Raw genomic sequence first — 23,695 nt, 5'->3', positions numbered from 1 at the left:
ACACCTCATTTAGACTAAATTTTGTTATAATATAAGAACATTATACCAGAAATCGGAGAAAATATGTTAGAAATCAACAAGTTGACAGGGGGCTATGTCAACATCCCTGTCCTGAAAGAGGTGAGTTTTTCAGTTCCGGATGGCCAACTGATTGGTTTGATTGGACTTAATGGAGCTGGGAAGTCAACCACGATTAATGAAATTATTGGTCTCCTGCATCCTTATGCTGGGGAAGTACGGATTGACGGCTTGAGTCTTCCAGAAGCTCCAACAGACTATCGTAAAAAAATCGGCTATATTCCAGAAACCCCTAGCCTATATGAAGAATTAACCTTGAGAGAGCATATCGAAACCGTAGCTATGGCCTATGATTTAGACATGGATCAGGTCATGGTGCGCGTCCAGCCTTTGTTGGAACGATTTCGTTTGGCTGAAAAATTAGATTGGTTCCCGACCCAGTTTTCAAAAGGGATGAAGCAAAAGGTCATGATTATTTGCGCCTATGCAGTGGATCCAAGTCTTTATATTGTCGATGAACCCTTTTTGGGATTGGATCCTGTTGCGATTGCAGATTTGATTCAGTTATTGGCAGATGAGAAAGCAAAAGGAAAATCGATTTTGATGAGTACCCACGTTCTGGATTCGGCTGAAAAGATGTGTGATGGTTTTGTGATCCTCCATAAGGGTCAGGTCCGAGCAAAAGGGACCTTGGACGAGCTGCGTTCAACTTTTGGGGATGAGAAAGCAAGTCTAAATGATATCTACATGACCTTGACAGAAGAGGAAACAGCATGAAAGAGTTGATGAAAAAACGGCAAGAAACGTTTCGAACTCAATGTGTAAAATATAGCCGCTATGTTCTCAATGATCATTTCGTTCTCTTTATGTTGATTTTCATAGGATTTTTGGCGGTTCAATACAGCCAATTCTTGCAAGATCTACCCAAAGATACAAGCCTGATCCGCTGGAGTCTCATGATTGGCTTGCTCCTCTTGGTTCCGATAGGCTCCATTGCGACCTACTTAGAGAAGCCCGATGCTTTATTCCTTTTGGTAAAGGAAGAGGAAGTGAAACGTTATGTCAAAGGGCAGGCCAAGAAGTCTTTTGTGTTTTGGTTTTTGATTCAAAGTTTTGTCCTTCTATTATTTGTGCCTCTTCTTCTGGCAACAGGGCTGGATAAACTTGCTATTGTAGCTTATATCCTTGTCTTAGGGGTGGCTAAAGGGGCTGTTTTTAGCTGGAAGGAAGCGCGTTTCTACCAGGATGAAAATTTAAATTGGCCCTTGGCTATTGCTCGTGAGAATGCAAGGAAACAATTGATTCTTCGCTTCTTTGCCTTGTTTACAACGGTGAAAGGTATTACTAACAGTGTCAAAAGAAGAGCGTACTTGGATGGTTTCTTAGGGCTTCTTCCCAAAACACATAGCAATACTTGGCTTCACTTATATATGCGCTCCTTCCTACGGAATGGAGATCTTTTCTCTATGACTCTACGACTCTTGGCTCTTTCCATTCTCGCTATCATCTTTATTCCCCAACCCCTCGTAGTGATTGCCCTTGTAGCCTTGCTCAATTACTTGGTTATTTTTCAATTACTGGGGCTTTACAGTGCTTTTGATTACCAACCCTTGACCCTCCTTTTCCCGATGAAAAAGGGCAGTAAAAAGGCAGGGTTGAACAAAACGATTCAGCTGGTCATGGGGATGATAACGGTGATAGAAGGGGGAATTGGCCTGGTCTTTATTTCAGATAAAGTCCTGTTGTTAGGCTTATTGGCTTATACAGTTGCTTTAATCCTACTCTATCTTCCATTTAAGATGGCGCGCTTGGTTGACGAAAGTCGTTAAAATTAGTAAAATAGATTGGAAACTTTTTACGGAGGAAAAGATGGACTCGAATGAAAAAGAGCTAAGCCTCACCCCAATTCCTGGGAAGAGTGGGAAGGCCTACATGGGGACCTACCCAGATGGTGGGCGCGTTTTTGTAAAAATGAATACGACCCCAATCCTTGCGGGTCTAGCAAAAGAACAGATTGCTCCTCAATTGTTATGGAGTCGACGATTGCCAGATGGAAATGTGATGAGTGCCCAAGAATGGTTGAATGGGGAAATTCTCACGCCAAATGGGATGTCGAAAAAACAAGTGGTCAATATTTTAACGAGATTGCACCGTTCTAGACCTTTGATGACCCAATTGAAAAAACTTGGCTATCCTGTGGAATCTCCATTAGAATTGCTCAATTCTTGGAGCAACCGGTTGCCAATTGCCCTACGTCAGAACCACTATATCCAATCAGTCGTAAAGAATTTACGGAAGACAGTGCCTGCCTTTCGGGAGGATTATGCGACGATCGTCCACGGGGATGTCCGGCATAGTAACTGGATTGAGACAGAGAGCGGCTTGATATATCTAGTCGATTGGGATTCCGTTCGTTTAACTGACAGGATGTTGGATGTGGCGCATATCTTGAGTCACTATATCCCAGATTCTAATTGGCGCGATTGGTTAGGCTATTATGGCTACAAGTACAATCAAAAAGTATTTGATAAACTCTATTGGTTTGGTCAATACTCTTTCTTGTGCCAAATTGCTAAATACTATGAAAATAATGATTTAGAAAATGTCAATCGCGAGATCTATGCTCTGCGCAATTTCCGGTTGAAATATGGAAAGGAAATATGAGAGTTAGAAATCGCAAGGGAGCGACTGAATTATTAGAAGCGAATCCGCAATATGTGGTCCTAAATCCAGAAGATGCCAAGGGAAAGTGGCATGAAATTTTTGGGAATGACCATCCTATTCATATCGAAGTGGGTAGCGGAAAAGGGGCCTTTATTACTGGGATGGCCAAGGCCAATCCAGAGATCAACTACATCGGAATTGATATTCAAAAATCGGTCTTGAGTTATGCTTTAGATAAGGTCTTAGAAGCTGATGTTCCTAACATTAAATTGCTTTGGGTAGACGGAGATAGCTTGACTAACTATTTTGAAGATGGAGAAATTGATCAGCTCTATCTGAATTTTTCAGATCCTTGGCCTAAGAAACGTCATGAGAAGCGTCGCTTGACTTACAAGACCTTCTTGGATACCTTCAAGCAAATTCTTCCAGAACATGGGGAGATTCATTTTAAAACAGATAATCGAGGTCTGTTTGAATACAGTTTGGTGAGCTTTTCACAGTATGGTATGACTTTGAAGGGAGTCTGGCTAGACCTTCATGCTAGTGATTTTGAGGGGAATGTCATGACGGAATATGAGAAAAAGTTCTCAAGTAAAGGACAGGTCATTTACCGTGTAGAAGCACAGTTTTAGCATATTCCTTGCAATCATTGGGAAATCGTGTTATAATACCTTAAATGAATAGAAAAGGAGAGGCGGGGAAATATCTTCGCCTCTTATCTATGAGGAGGTGGCAACCATCGCAACGATTGTTGACTTAGTAACAGAAGTGATTCAGCCTGCCATCCAGGAACCATTTGAATTGGTCGATGTTGAATATGGCAAAATGGGTGGTGACTACGTCTTAAGCATTTTCGTAGACAAACCAGAAGGGATCACACTGAATGATACAGCGGATTTGACAGAAATCATTAGCCCGCTATTGGATCAAATCAAACCAGACCCATTTCCAGAACAGTACTTTTTAGAAGTTACCAGTCCTGGCTTGGAGAGACCATTGAAAACCAAGGAAGCACTCGAAGGAGCTGTTGGCAAGTATGTCAATATCAGCTTGTATAAGGCTGTTGAAAAGCAAAAGGTCTTTGAGGGAAACTTGGTAGGTTTTGAAGAGGATGTTTTGACCATTGAGTATATGGATAAAACACGAAAGAAAACTGTAGAAATTCCTTATAACCTTGTGTCCAAAGCAAGGTTGGCTGTAAAATTGTAACAGAATGAAAGAAAGGATGCCTTTATAGTAGAGGCAAGAAAAACATGAGTAAAGAAATGCTAGAAGCCTTCCGCATTTTGGAAGAAGACAAAGGGATCAAAAAAGAAGATATCATCGAAGCAGTCACAGAATCATTGCGTTCAGCTTATCGCCGTCGTTATGGACAATCAGAAAGTGCAGCGATTGAATTCAATGAAAAAACTGGAGATTTCCGTGTTTATACGGTTCGTGAAGTGGTGGATGAAGTCTTTGATAGCCGTTTAGAAATCAGCTTGAAGGATGCCTTGGCCATTAGCTCTGCTTATGAGTTGGGGGATAAGATCAAGTTTGAAGAAGCACCAGCTGAATTTGGTCGTGTAGCAGCTCAATCTGCCAAACAAACCATCATGGAAAAAATGCGTAAGCAAACGCGCACCATCACCTATAACACTTATAAAGAACATGAAAATGAAATCATGAGTGGAACGGTGGAGCGCTTTGACAATCGTTTTATCTATGTCAATCTTGGCTCAATCGAAGCTCAATTGTCTAAGCAAGACCAAATTCCAGGAGAAGTGTTCCAATCTCATGACCGGATTGAAGTCTTTGTCTACAAGGTAGAAGATAATCCACGTGGTGTCAATGTCTTTGTTAGCCGAAGCCATCCTGAAATGATCAAACGTTTGATGGAACAAGAAATTCCTGAAGTTTATGATGGAACTGTTGAGATTATGAGTGTAGCGCGTGAAGCTGGAGATCGTACAAAAGTTGCGGTTCGTAGCCATAATCCAAACGTAGATGCGATTGGGACTATCGTTGGTCGTGGTGGATCGAACATTAAAAAGATTACCAGCAAGTTCCACCCAGCTCGATACGATCAAAAATTAGACCGTATGGTTCCGACAGAAGAAAACATCGATGTCATCGAGTGGGTTCCAGATCCAGCTGAATTTATCTACAATGCGATCGCTCCTGCAGAAGTGGACCAAGTTATTTTTGATGATGAAGATAGCAAACATGCTCTCGTTGTGGTTCCAGATAACAAGTTATCTCTTGCCATCGGTCGTCGTGGTCAAAACGTTCGTTTAGCGGCTCATTTGACTGGTTACCGCATCGATATCAAATCTGCTAGTGAGTTTGAAGAAATGGAAGCAGCTCAAGAAACTTTTGAAGATGAAGTAGAAAGTGGCGAAGAGCAAGTCGATTAAGAGAGGGAGGGAAAATGGTAAAAACAAGAAAAATCCCTTTAAGAAAATCTGTCGTTTCAAATGAAATTATTGATAAGCGCGATTTGCTCCGCATTGTCAAAAATAAAGAAGGACAAGTCTTTATCGATCCAACTGGCAAAGCCAATGGTCGAGGTGCTTACATCAAGCTAGACAATGAAGAAGCGGCACTTGCTAAGAAAAAGAAAGTTTTTAATCGTAGCTTTAATATGGAAGTGGAAGAAGCTTTCTATGATGAATTGATCGCTTATGTAGATCATAAGGTGAAGAGAAGAGAGTTAGGCCTTGAATAAGCAAAAGATAAGTAATTTGTTGGGCTTAGCGCAAAGAGCAGGAAAACTCATTTCTGGAGAGGAACTTGTGATCAAAGCCATCCAGGAAGAAAAAGCACAATTAGTTTTTCTGGCAAATGATGCAGCTAGTAACCTGACAAAAAAGGTGACAGATAAGGGTCACTATTATGAGGTTCAAGTATCTACCGTGTTTTCAACACTAGAATTAAGCACTGCAATTGGACGTGCCCGTAAGGTCGTCGCTGTTGTAGATGCTGGATTTTCAAAGAAAATGAGGTCTCTTATGGAATAGAAGAGGAGGACAGCAATTGTCTAAGAAAAGATTATACGAAATTGCCAAAGAATTGGGCAAGGAAAGTAAGGAAGTCGTCACTCGTGCGAAAGAATTAGGTTTTGACGTCAAGAGTCATGCATCTAGTGTCGATACTGATGTTGCTGAAAAGTTGATCAAGAGCTTTTCAGCGAAAAAAGAAACAGTCGAAAAGAAAGTAGCAGAAGTGGCTGCCAAGACAACGGCTGTCGCAGAGAAAAAAGAAGTAGCGCCCGTCAAAAAAGAAGGAGCAACTGAGACAAAATCAGTAACGCCAGCTGCTAAACCAAAGAGTCGTAACTTTAAAGCGGAACGAGAAGCGCGTGCAAAAGAGCAGGCTGAACGTAGGAAACAACAAGACAATCGTCCAAAACGCGATCGCAAGGACAATCAGCGTCATGGTGACAACCGAAATCAACGACCACAAGAGCGAAATGAACAACGAAATCAAGGTTCTGAGCGTCGCAATAACCGACCAGATCAAAGACGTAGTGCACAACCCCAAGTGGCACCAAAAGTTGATTTCAAAGCGCGTGCAGCAGCACTGAAAGCTGAACAAAATGCTGAGTACGCACGTGGAAGTGAAGATCGCTACAAACAACAAGCTGCAAAAGCAGAACAAGAACGTCAACAGCGCCGGAAACGGGTAGAAGCACCAGAAGTGAAAGCACCTGTACAGGAGCCAGCTGTTGAGAACCATACAAAACCAGCTGTTGCTGCTGCTCCAGCTCAAGTCGATACACGTCGGAAGAAACAAGCGCGACCAGATAAGAAACGCGATGATTTTGATCGTGAAGAAGATGGTCCAAGAAAACAACAAAGGAATCGAAATAGTCAAAATCAAGTGAGAAATCAGAGAAATAGTAACTGGAATAACAATAAGAAAAATAAAAAAGGAAAGAACAACCGTAATGATGCTCCAAAACCAGTAACAGAGCGTAAATTCCATGAATTACCAAGTGAATTTGAGTATACGGATGGAATGACGGTTGCAGAAATCGCAAAACGCATCAAGCGTGAACCGGCTGAAATCGTCAAGAAACTCTTTATGATGGGAGTCATGGCGACTCAAAACCAATCGCTGGATGGAGATACGATTGAACTCTTGATGGTGGATTATGGAATTGAAGCCAAGAAAAAGGTTGAAGTGGACAATGCCGATATCGAACGCTTCTTCGTTGAAGATGGTTATTTGAATCCAGATGAGTTGGTAGAGCGTCCACCAGTTGTCACCATCATGGGACACGTTGACCACGGGAAGACAACCCTTTTGGATACCCTTCGTAATTCACGTGTAGCAACAGGTGAAGCGGGAGGAATCACTCAGCACATCGGGGCTTATCAAATCGTGGAAAATGGCAAGAAGATTACCTTCTTGGATACACCTGGACACGCGGCCTTTACTTCTATGCGGGCGCGTGGTGCATCTGTTACGGATATTACCATCTTGGTCGTAGCAGCGGATGACGGGGTGATGCCACAGACTATCGAAGCCATCAACCACTCAAAAGCGGCTAATGTTCCAATCATTGTGGCTATTAACAAGATTGATAAACCAGGAGCTAATCCAGAGCGTGTCATCGGTGAATTGGCAGAGCATGGAGTTATGTCAACAGCTTGGGGTGGTGATTCTGAGTTTGTAGAAATCTCAGCTAAGTTCAACCAAAATATCGATGAACTCTTGGAAACGGTCCTTCTTGTGGCTGAAATCCAAGAACTTAAAGCAGATCCAACTGTTCGTGCCATCGGTACTGTTATCGAAGCGCGCTTGGATAAAGGAAAAGGTGCTGTAGCAACCCTCCTTGTTCAACAAGGTACCTTGAATGTCCAAGACCCAATCGTTGTCGGAAATACCTTTGGACGTGTCCGTGCCATGACCAATGACCTTGGACGTCGTGTGAAGGTGGCAGGACCATCTACTCCGGTTTCTATCACTGGTTTGAACGAAGCGCCAATGGCAGGTGACCACTTCGCGGTTTATGAAGATGAAAAATCAGCGCGTGCAGCTGGTGAAGAACGTGCCAAACGTGCTCTGATGAAACAACGTCAAGCAACCAACCGCGTCAGCCTTGAAAATCTCTTTGATACCTTGAAGGCTGGGGAAGTGAAATCTGTTAATGTCATCATTAAAGCCGATGTACAAGGTTCGGTTGAAGCTCTTTCTGCTTCCCTTCAAAAGATTGAAGTAGAAGGTGTGAAAGTGACCATCGTTCACTCAGCAGTTGGTGCGATCAACGAATCAGACGTGACCCTTGCAGAAGCTTCAAATGCCTTCATCATCGGATTTAACGTCCGTCCTACTCCACAAGCACGTCAACAAGCTGAAGCTGACGAGGTGGAAATCCGTCTTCACTCAATTATCTACAAAGTGATTGAAGAAATGGAAGATGCCATGAAGGGTATGTTGGATCCTGAGTTCGAAGAGAAAGTCATCGGGGAAGCAGTTATTCGTGAAACCTTTAAGGTCTCTAAAGTGGGTACCATCGGTGGATTTATGGTCCTCAGTGGTAAGGTTACACGTGATTCCAAAGTCCGTGTCATTCGTGACGGTGTCGTGATCTACGACGGAGCTCTTGCAAGCTTGAAACACTTCAAAGATGATGTCAAAGAGATCACAAATGGTCGTGAAGGTGGATTGATGATTGAAGGCTACAATGATATCAAGACAGATGATACTATCGAAGCCTATATCATGGAAGAAATTAAAAAATAAGCAAGCTGACTAGGAAAAAAGAGGGGGGGCCTCTGATTTCCTAGTTTTTAAACACAGAGCAGAAAGGAGTTCCTATGGCAAGTCATTTTCGGACAGACCGAGTAGGGATGGAAATCAAGCGTGAAGTCAACGAGATTTTACAAAAGAAAGTCCGTGACCCGCGTGTTCAAGGTGTCACCATTACGGATGTTCAAATGCTAGGTGATTTGTCTATGGCCAAAGTGTATTATTCAATTATGAGTGATTTGGCTTCAGACAATCAAAAGGCTCAGACAGGCCTTGAAAAAGCAACAGGAACCATCAAGCGTGAATTAGGTCGGAATCTGAAATTGTACAAGATTCCAGATCTTACTTTTGTGAAAGACGAATCCATCGAATACGGGAATAAGATCGATGAGATGTTGCGCAATTTGAACAAAGACTAGAGAGGTTGGAAATTTTCCACGCCCAGATTGAAAGACAAAGTCTTCTTAGAAACTTTCCTTAGGTGAGTACGGACGTCAGCGAACTTCGAAGAAGTTCCATGACTAATTATTGAGCCTAAGGTCTCAATAATTCCGAGTACCTGAAACTATTAAGTTTCAGGTACTTTTCTCACGACGAAAAGTTTCAGTAGATGATTGAATCACTCTAACGAGTAACATTTCTTTTTATAGAATTTATTAGATTTATAAAAAAGAATAGTTTGTCTACAGTCTCGGGTTGGAAATTTCCAACCTCTTTTTTTGGCTCCTAAAATGAGGAAAATAAAACAGAAAGAAAAAAACGGTTTCAAAAAATAATAGAAATTTACAGAAATCTCTTGTGTGATTGGAAATTATCCTTTACAATAGGAGAGGAGTTTTATTTCTGATCTCAAATTTGGAGGAATGAACATGTCGATTAACTGGCAGGAAATTGTATTTAACTTTTTGGGAGGCCTGGGGCTCTTTCTCTATAGTATTAAAACCATGGGAGAAGGCTTGCAACAGGCTGCAGGAGATCGACTTCGATACTATATTGATAAATATACGAGTAATCCCTTTCTAGGGGTTCTAGTAGGGATTGGGATGACTGCCTTGATTCAGTCGAGTTCAGGGGTTACAGTGATTACGGTCGGTCTGGTGAGTGCAGGACTTCTAACCCTCCGTCAAGCTATTGGTATTGTTATGGGGGCCAATATTGGAACGACTATTACCTCCTTTATCATTGGTTTTAAATTAGGAGACTACGCTCTTCCCATGCTCTTTATCGGAGCGGTTTGTCTCTTCTTTACCAAAAATCGTTTGGTTAATAATGTTGGACGAATCGTTTTTGGTGTCGGTGGTATCTTCTTTGCCCTCAACTTGATGAGTGGGGCTATGGAACCTCTTAAAGATTTGCAAGTCTTTCGTGACTATATGGTGCAGTTAAGTAAAAGTTCTATCTTGGGTGTCTTTGTTGGATCAGGCTTAACCCTTTTGATTCAGGCCTCTTCTGCAACCATTGGTATCTTGCAAAATCTCTATGCTAGTCATTTGATTGACCTGAAAGGAGCCCTCCCAGTTCTCTTTGGTGATAATATCGGAACGACCATTACAGCTATCATTGCTTCCTTGGGAGCTAATATTGCGGCCAAACGTGTGGCAGGTGCCCATGTAGCCTTTAATGTTATCGGAACCATTATCTGTCTTGTCTTCCTTGTTCCGTTTACCTCTTTGATTCAATGGTTTGAAACGACTCTTCATTTATCCCCAGAAATGACCATAGCCTTTGCTCACGGAACCTTTAATATAACCAATACCATCATCCAGTTCCCATTCATTGGAGCTTTGGCATACTTTGTGACCAAGCTGATTCCTGGTGAGGATGAGGTTGTCAAATATGAACCGCTCTACTTGGATGAAAACTTGATCACCCAAGCGCCTTCGATTGCTCTTGGAAATGCGAAAAAAGAGTTGCTTCATTTAGGTGGATATGCAGATAAAGCCTTTAGCCTCTCTTATGATTATATTGTTCATCAAAATGAGAAAACAGCTGAAAAAGGTCATAAGACAGAAGAAGCCATCAATACCATCGATGATGATTTGACTCGCTACCTGATTCGTTTGTCAAGTGAAGCCTTGAGTCCGAGAGAAAGTGAAGTTCTCACCAATATCTTGGATTCTTCACGGGATTTGGAGCGGATTGGAGATCACGCGGAAGCCTTGATCAATCTGACCGATTATTTAATTCGTAAGAAAGTGGTCTTTTCAGAAGCGGCCTTGGCTGAATTGGAAGATATTTACAACCAAACCCATCAATTTGTAGAGGATGCCTTAAAAGCTGTTGAGAACAATGATGTGAGTCTTGCAAACCAATTGGTAGCACGTCACGAGGCAATTGAAAAGTTGGAGAAAAGACTTCGGAAAACCCATATTCGTCGTTTGAACCAAGGCGAATGTACACCTCAAGCCGGAGTAAACTTTATTGATATCATTTCTCACTATACACGTGTTGCAGACCATGCCATGAATCTCGCTGAAAAAGTACAAATCGAGCAAATTTAAGGAACGTCAAACAGAGTAAGTAGGAAGCTTACTCTGTTTTTTGTTGGATTCTATTCAAAAATAGGTCTAGACCATTTACAAATGGAAGTGAAAGCGTTATAATATGTATGAATATAAATGGAACACAGTTCCTACAATGGAAAGGACGATTTTATGTCTACATATATTAAAGCAGATCAATTTTATTATCCACATGGGGTTCGCCGCGGAGGCTATTTGGAGCTTGTTGATGGCAAGTTTGGAAAACATGTGGAAAGCTTACCAGAAGGTGCGGATGTGCTGGATTATTCTGGTTACAGCATTGCGCCTGGCCTCGTAGATACCCATATTCACGGATTTGGTGGGGTAGATGTGATGGATAATAATATCGAAGGCACTCTCCATACCATGAGTGAAGGGCTCTTGAGTACAGGGGTTACGAGCTTTTTGCCTACGACCTTGACTTCCTCTTATGAACAACTTTTGGCAGTAACGGAAAATATCGGTGCACGATACAAAGAAGCAACAGGAGCTAAGATTCGCGGGATTTATTTTGAAGGACCTTATTTTACAGAAAAATACAAGGGAGCTCAAAACCCATCTTATATGAAGGATCCAAGTATGGAAGAATTCAGGGCTTGGCAAAAAGCTGCCAATGGTCTGTTGAATAAGATTGCCCTTGCTCCCGAGCGTGAAGGGGTAAAAGAATTTGTTCGGACCATTACAGGAGAAGGGGTGACTGTCGCTCTGGGACACTCTAATGCTACTTTTGAAGAAGCTAAAAAAGCGGTTGATGCAGGTGCGAGTGTCTGGGTGCATGCCTACAATGGTATGCGTGGTTTGACGCACCGTGAACTCGGTATGGTTGGTGCCATGTATGAGTTGCCTCATACTACAGCAGAGTTGATCTGTGATGGCCATCACGTGGATCCACTAGCGTGTGATATCCTGATGAAACAAAAAGGAAAAGAAAATGTTGCCTTGATTACGGACTGTATGACAGCTGGGGGATTAGAAGATGGGGACTACATGCTTGGGGAATTCCCAGTTGTGGTCGCTGAAGGGACTGCTCGCTTGAAATCAACTGGTAATCTAGCTGGCTCAATCTTGAAATTGAAAGATGGATTAAAAAATGTTGTAGAGTGGGGGATTGCTAACCCTCACGAAGCAGTGATGATGGCCAGCCTCAATCCGGCAAAATCAGTCCATATTGATGATGTTTGTGGTCAAATTCGCGAAGGGTATGATGCTGACTTCATCGTGCTTGATCAAAATTTGGATCTGGTTGCGACCTATCTCGATGGGGTCAAACGTTACCAGGCGACTAACTAGATTCAAGAAACGAAGATAGAATACTTCCTCTCTAGGTCATACCTAGAGAGGTTTTTGTGACGTATTCATGGGGTTAAACAGTCTTGAGGGGCTTTTTGTTTACCGATGGTAGTGCAATTTTGTGAATGCTGTCTTTTCATGCTATAATGGGAATTGAAATGTGAGGTAGCTTATGAAGGCAATTGATATACGTTTTTTATTGATGGGAATTTTTTTCTTGCTCTATGGGATTGTAAGAAAAAATATCTTTATTGTGATCGTTGGTGGGGCATTTTTACTCTATAGTTTTTATAGCAAGAAGATGGAGCCAACCAAGAAGAATATTTTTAAGCCAGAGCTTAAGCTTCGAGGGCCTAAGAAACCGAAATCGAAGAAAGGAAAGAAAAAATGAATCATTATCGTTTAAATAATGGGGTGGAGATTCCTGTATTGGGATTTGGGACGTGGAAAGCAGCGGATGGAGAAGAAGCCTATCAAGCTGTCTTAGCTGCTTTAAAAGCAGGTTATCGCCATATCGATACAGCTGCGATTTATCAAAATGAAGAGAGTGTGGGTCGGGCCATTAAAGACAGTGGTCTTGCGCGCGAAGACCTGTTTATTACCACCAAACTTTGGAATACTCATCACACCTATGAAGACGCTCAAGCTGCTTTGGAAGAGTCTCTTGAGAAACTAGGCTTGGACTATGTGGATCTTTATTTGATTCATTGGCCAAATCCAAAATCACTTCGAGAAAATGATGCTTGGAAACAACGAAATGCTGAGGTTTGGCGAGCAATGGAAGATATGCTAGCTGCTGGCAAGGTTCGAGCTATTGGTATTAGCAATTTTCTGCCTCATCATTTGGAAGCCCTCCTTGAAACAGCTCGGGTCATTCCGTCTGTGAACCAAATTCGTCTAGCACCTGGGGTTTACCAAAGCGAAGCCATTGCAGCGAGTCGTAAGCATGGCATTTTACTAGAGGCTTGGGGACCTTTTGGCCAAGGAGAATTGTTCCAAAATGAACAAGTAAAAGAAATGGCTACTAAATATGGAAAGACGGTCGCTCAACTAGCCTTGGCTTGGAGTTTGCAAGAAGGTTTCCTTCCACTGCCAAAATCGGTTACACCTGAGCGGATTGCGAGTAATTTAAATTGCTTTGATTTTGAATTGACGGCAGATGATATGGAACTCCTTCGCCATCTTCCGGTTGAAGCAGGTGCACCAGATCCAGACACCAAAGATTTTTAAAAGAGAATTTCTATTCATTAATGAAAACCGAGGACAGTTTCGTTCTCGGTTTTTAAAAACCTTTCAAACATGAAATAATTTTAAGGATCCAACAAAAAACAGATGTTCTATAATATTTTCCTGTTCAACTTCAAAAATTTCCGAACGAAAATAAGTTAATAATTAGTAATATACGTAAATATTACAATTGTGTTACAATTCATTTTTGAATGAATTTTCAGATAATTTTGCGTTATAATAGTTACTATTAAAATAAAAGGGGAGTTTCTATGAATAGACAAGAGCGTTTTTCATTAAGGAAATACAAATTTGGTGTAGCCTCAGTTTTATTAGGGGCTGTTTTGGTATTTGGATCTGCACAAGCGAGTGCAGAAGAACAAGCAGCGAGTCAAACGAGCGCTGGGACACAGCTTGTAGCAAACAGTCAACAGGCACCTGCTGAAAAAGAGCATTCACAAGCAACAGAAGCAAGTACAGCAGTTGCTAGTGAGAAAGTAGCAGTTGCAAATGAAGCAACAGTTGCTGAAAAGACAAGTCATACAACAGAAGCAGCTGTAGTTGAAAAAACAGAAGCTCCGAAAGAGGCAGCTGCTGTTCCAGAAACAAAACCGGAAGAAGCGGAAAAACCTGTTGAAAAAGCAACAGTAGTGGCTACTGCGACAAGTTCGGAAACAACGAATCGCCATGAGGCAGCTGAAAAACCTCAAAGCATCGAAAGTGACGAAATTATTACTGTTCCCCAAACCTGGAAGCAAGGCTACAAAGGGGAAGGGATGGTTGTCGCTGTCATTGATTCTGGCTTGGATGTGAACCACGAGGTTCTTCGGATTACCGATCCTTCAAAAGCTAAGTTTAAAAACCAAGAAGAAATCGAAGCTGCTAAGAAAGCAGCAGGAATTGATTACGGTAAATGGTACAACGACAAAGTCGTCTATGCCTATGATTACTTTGATGGTACCGACAATATTAAAGAGGCCGAAAGAGATTCTCACGGGATGCACGTTACAGGGATTGCGACAGGGAATCCTGATAAAGAAGCAGGAAACGGAGAAAAGATCTATGGTGTAGCACCAGAAGCGCAAGTTATGTTTATGCGTGTCTTTTCAGATCGTCAAAAAACAACTGGTTCTGCCCTTTATGTAAAAGCAATTGATGATGCTGTAGCTCTTGGTGCAGATACTATCAACATGAGTCTTGGCTCTACGACTGGTTCTACGGTCAATGCGGATTCAGATATTGTAGATGCCATTAAACGAGCGCGCGCTAAAGGCGTATCTGTCTTAATTTCTGCAGGAAATAGCAATAGCTTTGGAAATGGTTACTCAAGACCTTCTGCTGAAAATCCAGATTATGGTTTGGTCGGAAATCCTTCAACAGTAGAGGACTCCATCTCTGTTGCTTCTATCAATAATAATGTTATTACGACAGAAGTGTTTGAAGTCAAAGGCCTTGAAGGCAATGCGGAAGCGGATAACGGTAAGTTTGATTACAGTAAATCTGCTGCAGACGCTGATTTTGAAAAAGGCAAAGAGTACGAATATGTGTCAGTTGGTCTTGGAAAAGAAGATGATTTCAAAGATCTGGATCTTACCGGTAAATTAGCGCTTATTCAACGTGGAGAAATCCCATTCACAGAAAAAATTGCTAATGCCCTCCATCATGGTGCAGTAGGGGCTATGGTCTACAATAATGTGGAAGGATCAAACCTTGGAATGTCAATTGATGGGGATGCTAAGAAAATTCCATCTGTCTTCATTTCAAAACGCTATGGGGAAGCTCTTAAAGCTGGATCTTACAAAGTTGTCTTTAACAATACCATGGCCAACCGTCCATCTCCAGAAGCAGACCAATTGTCTGATTTTTCAAGCTGGGGTGTAACAACCGATGGTCAGTTGAAACCAGATGTCACAGCACCTGGTGGGAATATCTTTTCTTCTTTAAATGACAATACCTACGGGGATATGAGTGGTACAAGTATGGCCTCTCCTCACGTAGCAGGTGTTGCAGCCTTGGTTAAAGAATACCTTGTGAAGCATCACCCAGAATTAACTCCAGAACAAGTTTCTGAAACAGTGAAAGCCTTGATCATGTCTACGGCTAAACCGCATGTTAACAAAGAAACGGGTGTCTATACTTCTCCACGCCAACAAGGAGCAGGGGTTGTTGACACAGCAGCAGCCGTTTCAACAGACTTGTATGTGACCGGTGAAAACAACTATCCAAGCGTCACTCTTGGTAATGTTGGAGATAGCTTTACATTTGATGTGACGGTTCACAATATTTCAGATACCGATCGTACCTTGAAGATGCTGGTCAATACTGACACAGATGAAGTAAAAGATGGTAAATTTACCCTCCGTCCACGTAAATTGACTGAAACAGCTTGGCCTGAAGTAACTGTGAAAGCTCATAGCTCTGAAACGGTTACGGTGAAAGTCGATACAAGTAAATTCACAGAAGAATTGAGCAAAGAAATGCCGAACGGCTATTTCCTTGAAGGATTTGTTCGCTTTGTTGATCCGGCTGATGATGGAGATGTGGTCAGCTTGCCATTTATGGGCTTCAAGGGAGAATTCCAAAACCTTCCCGCTGTTGAAAAGCCAGTCTATGATTTGGTTCGCGAAGGAAAAGATGGATTCTACTACCATATTCCAAAAGATTTGAATATCTCTTCTAGTGCGAATGTTTCTGCGCTCGTCACTCAGCAAAATGACTTCCTTCTCACTCAAGGAAAACGAGATGGTCGTCGGATTACAGTCCTTGGTATTGACGAAAATGCAGAAGGAACTCACACCCTTCAACTAGATGAAAACGGAAATGTTCGCATTGCCATTTCACCAAATGAAGATGGAAATAAAGATTTCGTCGAATACAAGACAGTTGCCCTTAGAAACATTGAAAACCTTCGTGCAACTGTTTATGCAGCAAGCGATACGGAACATAAAAATCCGCTGTGGGAAGGAACTCCATCTGATCATCGTAAGAACTTCTTTGATGGTAATGAAAAGAACCCACGCAGTTACACACTAGATAATACTGCTTGGAATGGTACCGATGCAAATGGGAAAGCAGTAGCAGATGGTGTATATGATTATGTCATTCGTTACACACCAATGGTTCCTGGAGCTGAGGAGCAGTCAACGACCTTCAAGGTTCAAGTCGATACTCAAAAACCAGTGATCACATCTGGATATATCCGTTTCAAAGATGGGGCTCAACAGTTTGTAGCACGTAAAGCCAAAGATGTTGGCGATGGTGGTATCTTAACTGAAAAACTCGTCTACGTGACTCCATTCGATGATCAGGGGACAATGGTCCAAACCAGTGAAGATAAGAATGGTACACGTGCGCTTGAAAATTACCATGTGATCAAGGCCGATGCAGATGGTAGCTTCGATCTTCCTGAAAACATCGATAAGAAGAATATCTACTACTATGTAGAAGACTTTGCGGGGAACGTAGACTATGTTTCACTAGCTGATTTAGTTCGGGATCAAAATAGTGGTCGGGTTCAAATTGCAGTTCGTGACGCTAAAACGAACAAAGATTTGGATACTATGTATGTTTACCGAATCAAAGATAGCAACGGCCAATACGTGTCAGTTGATAAGACAAAAGATATTAACTTCTTGAACTTTGGTCATTATACTGCAGAAATCTTTACGTATGATCGTACAGAAGTGAAATTTGTCAGCAGCTTGACGCAAGAATTTGATTTGACAGAGGATAATAGTTTCCAAACGATTGCTTTTCTTGCCAATACTTTAGAATATGCACCAGTTAGCATCAGATTTGATCAACCGGTTTCAAAAGCAGCTACGATCGTATTAAAAGGGGCAGATGGTGAAAACTTTGTCTTGCCTGCTGAAAAATATGGTAAAAATGGCTTTGGTAAATCTGTAGCAACTGGTCAATATACCTTGGTTGCAACTCTTCCTACAGGCTATGAACTAGCTGAGGAAGCACCAGTGATCTCAGTTGTCGCAGGGCGCAACAACAATTATCGTATTGGAGTGATCTCAAAAGTGGATCTCTTAGCTGCTTTGAACAACCAAGCAGATGTTACAAAGACAGCGCAATATTTCAATGCCAGTGCGGATAAGAAGGAAGCCTATGATCAAGCCTTGCAAGCTGCCCAAGCAGCCTTGACCAACAAGGTTAGTCAAGAGCAAGTCAACCAAGCTCTAGCTAGTCTTGAAGCTGCCAGCCAAGCTTTGGATGGGAAAGATTCAAACGTTGCGGCCTTGAAAGAAGCAATGCAGGCTTACGATGCTACGACTAAAACTGGTCGTTATGCCAATGCCAAAGAAAAAGTACGTCGCGAGTACGATCGTGCTTTCCAAACAGTTGCCTTGCTTGCAGTTGATCCAACTGTGAAACAAGAACAAATCAATCAAGCACTTGCTGAGCTTAGCCGTGCGGAAGGAAAATTAAACGGGAAAGCAACTGATTTTTCAAGCCTTGAAAAATACATCAAGGAAGAATTGAAGTTCCAAGAAAAGAATGCTAAATTCATCTATGCTGGAAATGAAGAAAAAGAAGCTTACCTAGCAGCCTTCAAGGATGCGCAAACTATCCTTTCAAATCCAGGAGCAAGCCAACAAGATGTGAAAGATGCTTTGACAGCCTTGAAGAATGCCAAGAAAAAACTTCATGGTAAAAAACCAAAAGCTGCAAGACGTCCATAAGAAAAACAATATTGTTTGTTAGCCTAAAATCCGTATGAAACGATTGTTTCATGCGGATTTTAATTTACAAGTTACTAAAAATCTGCTATAATACTAGTCAAGAAAGAAGGGCTTACGGCGTTTTTCTAGCGAGCTTGGGATAGTGAGAGCCAAGTAGAGCAAAGTAAGCAAGTGGCGCTTTCTCTCAGTAAAAGCTGAGTAAAGTAAAATAAAATGAAGTAATAAATTAGGGTGGAACCGCGTTTCTGACGCCCCTAGGTCAAAGGACTTAGGAGCGAAGACACGGTTCTTTTTGCATCCTGAGTCACAAGAAACTTTATGAATAAGGAGTAAAACATGTCTAAAAAATTGACTTTCCACTGCGTTAGTGGCAGAGACCTCCTTACAGTCGGACTGCCCCACGCTCAGCACTAGGGTGCCTGAGCTAGACGCAGTACTAACTCGTCTTGCTTCGTAAAATCGACGAGGCAGACTCATGTCGCAAGAAATTATAGAATAAGGAGTAAAACATGTCTAAAAAATTGACTTTCCAGGAAATCATCCTTACTTTGCAACAATACTGGAATGACCAGGGTTGTATGCTCATGCAGGCTTATGATAATGAAAAAGGTGCGGGAACCATGAGTCCTTACACTTTCCTTCGTGCCATTGGTCCTGAGCCATGGAATGCGGCTTATGTAGAGCCATCACGTCGTCCAGCTGATGGACGTTACGGAGAAAACCCAAACCGTCTTTACCAACACCACCAATTCCAAGTGGTGATGAAACCATCACCATCAAACATCCAAGAACTCTACCTTGAGTCATTGGAAAAATTGGGGATCAATCCTTTGGAACACGATATTCGTTTCGTTGAAGATAACTGGGAAAACCCATCAACTGGTTCAGCTGGTCTTGGTTGGGAAGTTTGGTTGGACGGTATGGAAATCACTCAGTTCACCTACTTCCAACAAGTTGGTGGTTTGGCAACTGGGCCAGTAACTTCTGAGGTTACTTACGGATTGGAACGTTTGGCTTCTTACATCCAAGAAGTCGATTCTGTTTACGATATTGAGTGGGCTCCAGGCGTTAAATACGGAGAAATCTTCCTTCAACCAGAATATGAACACTCAAAATACAGCTTTGAAGTTTCTGACCAAGATATGCTTCTTGAAAATTTCGAAAAATTTGAAAAAGAAGCAGGACGTGCTTTGGAATTGGGCCTTGTTCACCCAGCCTATGACTATGTTTTGAAATGTTCACATACCTTCAATTTGCTTGATGCTCGTGGAGCAGTATCCGTTACAGAACGTGCCGGCTATATTGCCCGCATCCGTAACTTGGCCCGTGTCGTAGCCAAAACCTTCGTCGCAGAACGTAAAAAACTTGGTTACCCACTTCTCGACGAAGCCACACGCGCCAAACTCCTAGCAGAAGAGGAAGAATAAAGAGAGCGTATTAGATGGGATTGACTGATAGAACAATCCTACAGAACCAGTTGCCGCAGTGATAAAGGTATCGTTAGAGAAACTAACGATACCAGGCAAAATTGGAGACCTTAGGCTCCAATTTTAGCAATGAAACGACGAAGTCGGTTGCTGCGTGCCAATCACATAAGGCAAACTGGAAAAAAAGATATTTTTCGGAGAAAAAACATGACAAAAAACTTATTAGTAGAACTTGGACTTGAAGAGTTGCCAGCCTACGTTGTCACACCAAGTGAAAAACAACTAGGTGAGAAAATGGCAGCCTTCTTGGATGACAACCGTCTTTCATACGAAAGCATTCAAACCTTCTCAACACCACGCCGTTTGGCCGTCCGTGTGATTGGTTTAGCGGATCAACAATCTGATTTGACCGAAGATTTTAAAGGACCTTCTAAGAAAATCGCCTTGGATGCAGATGGAAACTTCTCAAAAGCGGCTCAAGGATTCGTCCGTGGGAAAGGCTTGACGGTTGATGATATCGAATTCCGTGAAGTCAAAGGTGAAGAGTACGTTTATGTCACGAAACACGAAGCTGGAAAACCAGCTGAAGAAGTCTTGGCTGGCGTTTCAGAAGTGCTTGCTTCATTGACCTTCCCTGTTAGCATGCACTGGGCTAACAATACATTTGAATACATTCGCCCAGTTCACACCTTGACAGTTCTTTTGGGCGACGAAGCGCTCGATCTTGATTTCTTGGATATCCAATCAGGTCGTGTGAGCCGTGGACACCGTTTCCTTGGACATGAAGTGGAAATTACTAATGCGGATTCTTATGAAGAAGACCTTCGCACGGTTTACGTGATTGCGGATAGCAAAGAACGTGAAAATATGATTCGTGAGCAAATCAAAGCTATCGAAGCAGAACAAGGTGTTCAAGTTCAAATCGAAGAAGGACTTTTGAATGAAGTCTTGAACTTGGTCGAATACCCAACTGCCTTTATGGGAAGTTTTGACACTAAATATTTGGATGTTCCAGAAGAAGTCTTGGTGACCTCAATGGAAACGCACCAACGTTACTTTGTTGTACGTGACCTTGATGGTAAACTTAAACCAAACTTCATCTCCGTCCGTAATGGTAACGCTGAGCACTTGGAAAATGTTATCCGAGGAAATGAAAAAGTATTGGTGGCGCGTCTTGAAGACGGTGAATTCTTCTGGCGTGAAGACCAAAAACTTAAGATTGAAGACCTCGTTGCTAAATTGGCTAACGTGACCTTCCATGAAAAAATTGGTTCTCTTTCAGAACACATGGCACGTGCGGGTGTTATTGCAGCGTCACTAGCTGAGCAAGCTGGTTTGACTGCTGAAGAAACGGCAGCTGTCGCTCGTGCAGCTGAAATCTACAAATTTGACCTCTTGACGGGTATGGTCGGAGAGTTCGATGAATTGCAAGGAATCATGGGTGAAAAATACGCTCTCCTTGCTGGTGAAGATGCTGCGGTTGCGACAGCTATCCGTGAGCACTACCTTCCTGATTCAGCAGATGGTGCCCTTCCAGAGACTAAGGTTGGTGCTATCCTTGCGCTTGCAGATAAATTGGATACCCTCCTTTCATTCTTCTCAGTAGGATTGATTCCATCAGGTTCCAATGACCCTTATGCGCTTCGTCGTGCGACTCAAGGAATTGTGCGTATCTTGGATGCCTTTGGTTGGCATATCCCTATGGATGAGTTGATCGACAGCCTTTACGCCCTTTCATTTGATAGTCTTTCATATGACAATCAAGCAGAAGTGCTCAACTTCATCAAGGCGCGTGTGGACAAGATGATGGGACGCACACCAAAAGATATCAAAGAAGCTGTTCTTGCTGGTTCAAACTTTGTCGTGGCTGATATGCTGGAAGCAGCTGAAGCTCTTTCAGAAGCTGCGAAGACTGATGGTTACAAGGCAGCTGTTGAATCCCTCTCTCGTGCTTTCAACTTGGCAGAAAAAGCAGATGCTTCAGTAGCAGTCGATGCCAGTCTCTTTGAAAACGATCAAGAAAAAGCCCTGGCTAAAGCGATTGAAGAGCTTGAATTGACAGGTTCAGCTAGCGACAAATTGGCTCAACTCTTTGCTCTTAGCCCAGTCATTGATGCTTTCTTTGACAATACCATGGTGATGGCAGAAGATGAGGCTGTTAAAAACAACCGTTTGGCCCTTCTTGCAGGCCTTGTAGCGAAAGCTAATGCTGTCGCAGCCTTTAATCAATTGAACACAAAATAATGACCTGATGACAGGTAGAAAGTAGGTTTTATTATGACACCTGAAAAAATTGCTCGTATCAATGAGCTTGCTAAAAAGAAAAAAACAGAAGGTTTGACTCCAGAAGAAGAAGTGGAGCAAGCAAAACTTCGTGAAGAATACATTGAAGGTTATCGTCGTTCGGTTCGTCACCACATTGAAGGTATCAAAATTGTAGATGAAGAAGGTAACGATGTAACACCTGAGAAACTACGCCAAGTGCAACGGGAAAAAGGTTTGCATGGCCGTAGTCTCGATGACCCTAATTCATAATCAAAAGAGTGCTGGAATAGACTCCAGCACTCTTTTTGATCTATAAAATTCAGAATATTCTGGACCGGATTGACCAATTTTTAAAAACATGGTATAGTAGATTGTATGAAAATTTGAAGTATACTTTTCTGAAAATGTACAGAAAAAGAATTGGAGTAATCATATGTCAAAAAAACATCATCCTGGTGAAGAAACCGAAAATGGGATGGTTCGTGGTCTGCAAAATCGGCATGTTCAGCTGATCGCTATTGCAGGAACCATCGGGACAGGACTCTTTCTTGGAGCCGGTCGTTCCCTTTCTTTGACAGGTCCCTCTATTATTTTAGTCTATATGCTGACTGGCGCCTTCATGTACTTGATGATGCGGGCGATCGGAGAAATGCTCTATATGGACCCTGATCAACACACCTTTATCAACTTTATCACCAAGTATCTAGGAAAAGGTTGGGGTTATTTTTCAGGATGGTCCTATTGGGTCTCCTTGGTATTTTTGGGAATGGCAGAGATCACCGCTGTTTCCAACTATGTCCAGCTTTGGTTTCCAAATTGGCCAGCCTGGCAGATTCAAATTATCTTTTTAGCGCTTTTAAGTTGTGTAAACTTGATCGCTGTGAAGGTTTTTGGAGAGGTTGAATTCTGGTTTGGAATGATCAAGATTGTCACTATTTTAGCCCTGATCGCAACAGGGATCTTTATGGTGACGACGAACTTTGAAACACCAGCTGGACACGCTAGCTTAAGTAACATTACCAATGGTTTTCAAATGTTTCCAAATGGTTGGGTCAAGTTCGTCATGGCCTTCCAAATGGTCTTCTTTGCTTACCAAGCGATCGAGTTTGTTGGAATTACTACTTCTGAAACAGCTAATCCCCGCCAAGTATTGCCAAAAGCCATTAAAGAAATTCCAATCCGAATTGTGATTTTTTATGTAGGAGCTTTGTTGGCGATTATGGCTATTTTCCCTTGGCAACAGCTTCCTGTCAATAAGTCACCGTTTGTAACGGTCTTTCAGATGGTTGGAATCAAGTGGGCAGCAGGATTGATTAATTTTGTTGTACTGACAGCTGCTGCATCTTCCTTGAATTCTACTCTCTATTCAACAGGGCGTCACTTGTACCAGATTGCAAAAGAAACACCAAACAGCAAAGTGATGAATCGTTTGAAACTGAATAGCTTATCTCGTATGGGGATTCCAAGTCGCGCGATTATTTTTTCTGCGATTGTGGTTGCTGTTTCTGCCTTTATCAATGTCTTGCCAGGTGTCTCAGATGCCTTTGCCTTGATTACGGCATCTTCTTCTGGTGTCTACATTGCTATTTACATTTTGACCATGCTTGCCCATCTTAAGTACCGTAAATCGAAAGAATTTATGCCAGATGGTTTTGTCATGCCAGCCTATAAAGTGTTGAATCCATTGACCATTGTTTTCTTCCTCTTTGTATTCGTTTGTCTCTTCTTGCAAGAATCAACATACATTGGAGCGATTGGAGCAACCATCTGGATCATTCTTTTTGGGATTTACAGCAATTGGAAACATAATAAATAAACAGCAGGAGGCTGGGACAAAAGTCCTAGCCTCTCAATT

The 23,695-nt window shown here is 42.1% G+C and carries 18 protein-coding genes and 2 pseudogenes; all 20 read left to right on the top strand.

From position 1 onward, the window contains the following. Positions 1-63 precede the first annotated feature (63 nt). The 20 genes and pseudogenes from HMPREF3002_RS01240 to HMPREF3002_RS01150 all read left to right on the top strand — a co-directional run bounded on the left by HMPREF3002_RS01240 (position 64) and on the right by HMPREF3002_RS01150 (position 23,656). A complete protein-coding gene (locus tag HMPREF3002_RS01240; RefSeq protein ID WP_045760251.1) occupies positions 64-795 on the top strand; it encodes an ABC transporter ATP-binding protein in 732 nt (243 codons plus the stop codon). Further along, positions 792-1,847 (top strand): ABC transporter permease, encoded by a 1,056-nt coding sequence (locus tag HMPREF3002_RS01235; RefSeq protein ID WP_045760252.1) that lies wholly within the window; start codon positions 792-794, stop codon positions 1,845-1,847. Before HMPREF3002_RS01240 ends, HMPREF3002_RS01235 begins: the two co-directional genes overlap by 4 nt. Before the next feature lie 40 nt (positions 1,848-1,887). Then, entirely contained in the window at positions 1,888-2,682 is a 795-nt protein-coding gene (ccrZ, locus tag HMPREF3002_RS01230; RefSeq protein WP_003003852.1) for a cell cycle regulator CcrZ, read from the top strand. After that, a complete protein-coding gene (trmB, locus tag HMPREF3002_RS01225; protein ID WP_024056398.1) occupies positions 2,679-3,314 on the top strand; it encodes a tRNA (guanosine(46)-N7)-methyltransferase TrmB in 636 nt (211 codons plus the stop codon). Before ccrZ ends, trmB begins: the two co-directional genes overlap by 4 nt. Before the next feature lie 97 nt (positions 3,315-3,411). Continuing rightward, on the top strand, positions 3,412-3,891 hold the full coding sequence (gene rimP, locus HMPREF3002_RS01220; RefSeq protein ID WP_023920253.1) for a ribosome maturation factor RimP: 480 nt from the start codon (positions 3,412-3,414) through the stop codon (positions 3,889-3,891). A gap of 44 nt (positions 3,892-3,935) precedes the next feature. Beyond that, on the top strand, positions 3,936-5,078 hold the full coding sequence (gene nusA / locus HMPREF3002_RS01215) for a transcription termination factor NusA (RefSeq protein ID WP_070664896.1): 1,143 nt from the start codon (positions 3,936-3,938) through the stop codon (positions 5,076-5,078). A gap of 14 nt (positions 5,079-5,092) precedes the next feature. Beyond that, entirely contained in the window at positions 5,093-5,389 is a 297-nt protein-coding gene (rnpM, locus tag HMPREF3002_RS01210) for an RNase P modulator RnpM (RefSeq protein ID WP_003010401.1), read from the top strand. Continuing rightward, positions 5,382-5,681: a YlxQ-related RNA-binding protein gene (locus HMPREF3002_RS01205; protein ID WP_023920256.1), complete on the top strand. Its 300-nt coding sequence runs from the start codon at positions 5,382-5,384 to the stop codon at positions 5,679-5,681. Before rnpM ends, HMPREF3002_RS01205 begins: the two co-directional genes overlap by 8 nt. 16 nt (positions 5,682-5,697) lie before the next feature. Continuing rightward, a pseudogene (locus HMPREF3002_RS11400) lies at positions 5,698-5,821 on the top strand (translation initiation factor IF-2 N-terminal domain-containing protein); the annotation flags it as partial. Between the two features lie 98 nt (positions 5,822-5,919). Next, a pseudogene (gene infB, locus HMPREF3002_RS01200) lies at positions 5,920-8,412 on the top strand (translation initiation factor IF-2); the annotation flags it as partial. A 74-nt stretch (positions 8,413-8,486) separates the two neighbouring features. Further along, complete coding sequence (gene rbfA / locus HMPREF3002_RS01195) at positions 8,487-8,837, top strand: 30S ribosome-binding factor RbfA (protein ID WP_003003976.1); 351 nt, start codon at positions 8,487-8,489, stop codon at positions 8,835-8,837. A gap of 450 nt (positions 8,838-9,287) precedes the next feature. Beyond that, complete coding sequence (locus HMPREF3002_RS01190; RefSeq protein ID WP_070664892.1) at positions 9,288-10,919, top strand: Na/Pi cotransporter family protein; 1,632 nt, start codon at positions 9,288-9,290, stop codon at positions 10,917-10,919. 153 nt (positions 10,920-11,072) lie between these two features. Next, positions 11,073-12,230, top strand: coding sequence for an N-acetylglucosamine-6-phosphate deacetylase (nagA, locus tag HMPREF3002_RS01185; RefSeq protein WP_070664915.1), 1,158 nt, complete (start codon positions 11,073-11,075; stop codon positions 12,228-12,230). A 172-nt stretch (positions 12,231-12,402) separates the two neighbouring features. After that, entirely contained in the window at positions 12,403-12,621 is a 219-nt protein-coding gene (locus HMPREF3002_RS01180) for a hypothetical protein (protein WP_003018530.1), read from the top strand. After that, the gene (locus HMPREF3002_RS01175) at positions 12,618-13,460 is read left to right on the top strand and encodes an aldo/keto reductase (RefSeq protein ID WP_070664890.1); all 843 of its coding nucleotides are present in this window, start codon (positions 12,618-12,620) and stop codon (positions 13,458-13,460) included. Before HMPREF3002_RS01180 ends, HMPREF3002_RS01175 begins: the two co-directional genes overlap by 4 nt. A gap of 269 nt (positions 13,461-13,729) precedes the next feature. Continuing rightward, entirely contained in the window at positions 13,730-18,148 is a 4,419-nt protein-coding gene (locus HMPREF3002_RS01170) for a S8 family serine peptidase (RefSeq protein ID WP_070664888.1), read from the top strand. 509 nt (positions 18,149-18,657) lie between these two features. Beyond that, positions 18,658-19,575 carry a glycine--tRNA ligase subunit alpha gene (gene glyQ, locus HMPREF3002_RS01165; protein ID WP_002886077.1) on the top strand — a complete coding sequence of 306 codons (918 nt, stop codon included), beginning with the start codon at positions 18,658-18,660 and terminating at the stop codon, positions 19,573-19,575. Between the two features lie 207 nt (positions 19,576-19,782). Next, positions 19,783-21,819, top strand: coding sequence for a glycine--tRNA ligase subunit beta (glyS, locus tag HMPREF3002_RS01160; protein WP_070664886.1), 2,037 nt, complete (start codon positions 19,783-19,785; stop codon positions 21,817-21,819). 33 nt (positions 21,820-21,852) lie between these two features. Then, the gene (locus HMPREF3002_RS01155) at positions 21,853-22,110 is read left to right on the top strand and encodes a DUF896 family protein (RefSeq protein ID WP_031575259.1); all 258 of its coding nucleotides are present in this window, start codon (positions 21,853-21,855) and stop codon (positions 22,108-22,110) included. 163 nt (positions 22,111-22,273) lie between these two features. Continuing rightward, positions 22,274-23,656, top strand: a complete 1,383-nt coding sequence (locus HMPREF3002_RS01150) for an amino acid permease (protein WP_070664884.1) — start codon at positions 22,274-22,276, stop codon at positions 23,654-23,656. The last annotated feature ends 39 nt before the right edge of the window (positions 23,657-23,695 follow it).

It is taken from the genome of Streptococcus sp. HMSC065E03 (assembly GCF_001815045.1).
GTDB lineage: Bacteria > Bacillota > Bacilli > Lactobacillales > Streptococcaceae > Streptococcus > Streptococcus parasanguinis_AD.
The sequence above is the reverse complement of the archived record's forward strand: the minus strand, read 5'-3'. Positions and strand labels throughout refer to the sequence as shown.

Coding starts and splice junctions, on each gene's coding strand:
- HMPREF3002_RS01240 (WP_045760251.1), top strand. CDS start 64: ATGTTAGAAATCAACAAGTTGACAGGGGGCTATGTCAACATCCCTGTC.
- HMPREF3002_RS01235 (WP_045760252.1), top strand. CDS start 792: ATGAAAGAGTTGATGAAAAAACGGCAAGAAACGTTTCGAACTCAATGT.
- ccrZ (WP_003003852.1), top strand. CDS start 1,888: ATGGACTCGAATGAAAAAGAGCTAAGCCTCACCCCAATTCCTGGGAAG.
- trmB (WP_024056398.1), top strand. CDS start 2,679: ATGAGAGTTAGAAATCGCAAGGGAGCGACTGAATTATTAGAAGCGAAT.
- nusA (WP_070664896.1), top strand. CDS start 3,936: ATGAGTAAAGAAATGCTAGAAGCCTTCCGCATTTTGGAAGAAGACAAA.
- rnpM (WP_003010401.1), top strand. CDS start 5,093: ATGGTAAAAACAAGAAAAATCCCTTTAAGAAAATCTGTCGTTTCAAAT.
- rbfA (WP_003003976.1), top strand. CDS start 8,487: ATGGCAAGTCATTTTCGGACAGACCGAGTAGGGATGGAAATCAAGCGT.
- HMPREF3002_RS01190 (WP_070664892.1), top strand. CDS start 9,288: ATGTCGATTAACTGGCAGGAAATTGTATTTAACTTTTTGGGAGGCCTG.
- nagA (WP_070664915.1), top strand. CDS start 11,073: ATGTCTACATATATTAAAGCAGATCAATTTTATTATCCACATGGGGTT.
- HMPREF3002_RS01180 (WP_003018530.1), top strand. CDS start 12,403: ATGAAGGCAATTGATATACGTTTTTTATTGATGGGAATTTTTTTCTTG.
- HMPREF3002_RS01175 (WP_070664890.1), top strand. CDS start 12,618: ATGAATCATTATCGTTTAAATAATGGGGTGGAGATTCCTGTATTGGGA.
- HMPREF3002_RS01170 (WP_070664888.1), top strand. CDS start 13,730: ATGAATAGACAAGAGCGTTTTTCATTAAGGAAATACAAATTTGGTGTA.
- glyQ (WP_002886077.1), top strand. CDS start 18,658: ATGTCTAAAAAATTGACTTTCCAGGAAATCATCCTTACTTTGCAACAA.
- glyS (WP_070664886.1), top strand. CDS start 19,783: ATGACAAAAAACTTATTAGTAGAACTTGGACTTGAAGAGTTGCCAGCC.
- HMPREF3002_RS01155 (WP_031575259.1), top strand. CDS start 21,853: ATGACACCTGAAAAAATTGCTCGTATCAATGAGCTTGCTAAAAAGAAA.
- HMPREF3002_RS01150 (WP_070664884.1), top strand. CDS start 22,274: ATGTCAAAAAAACATCATCCTGGTGAAGAAACCGAAAATGGGATGGTT.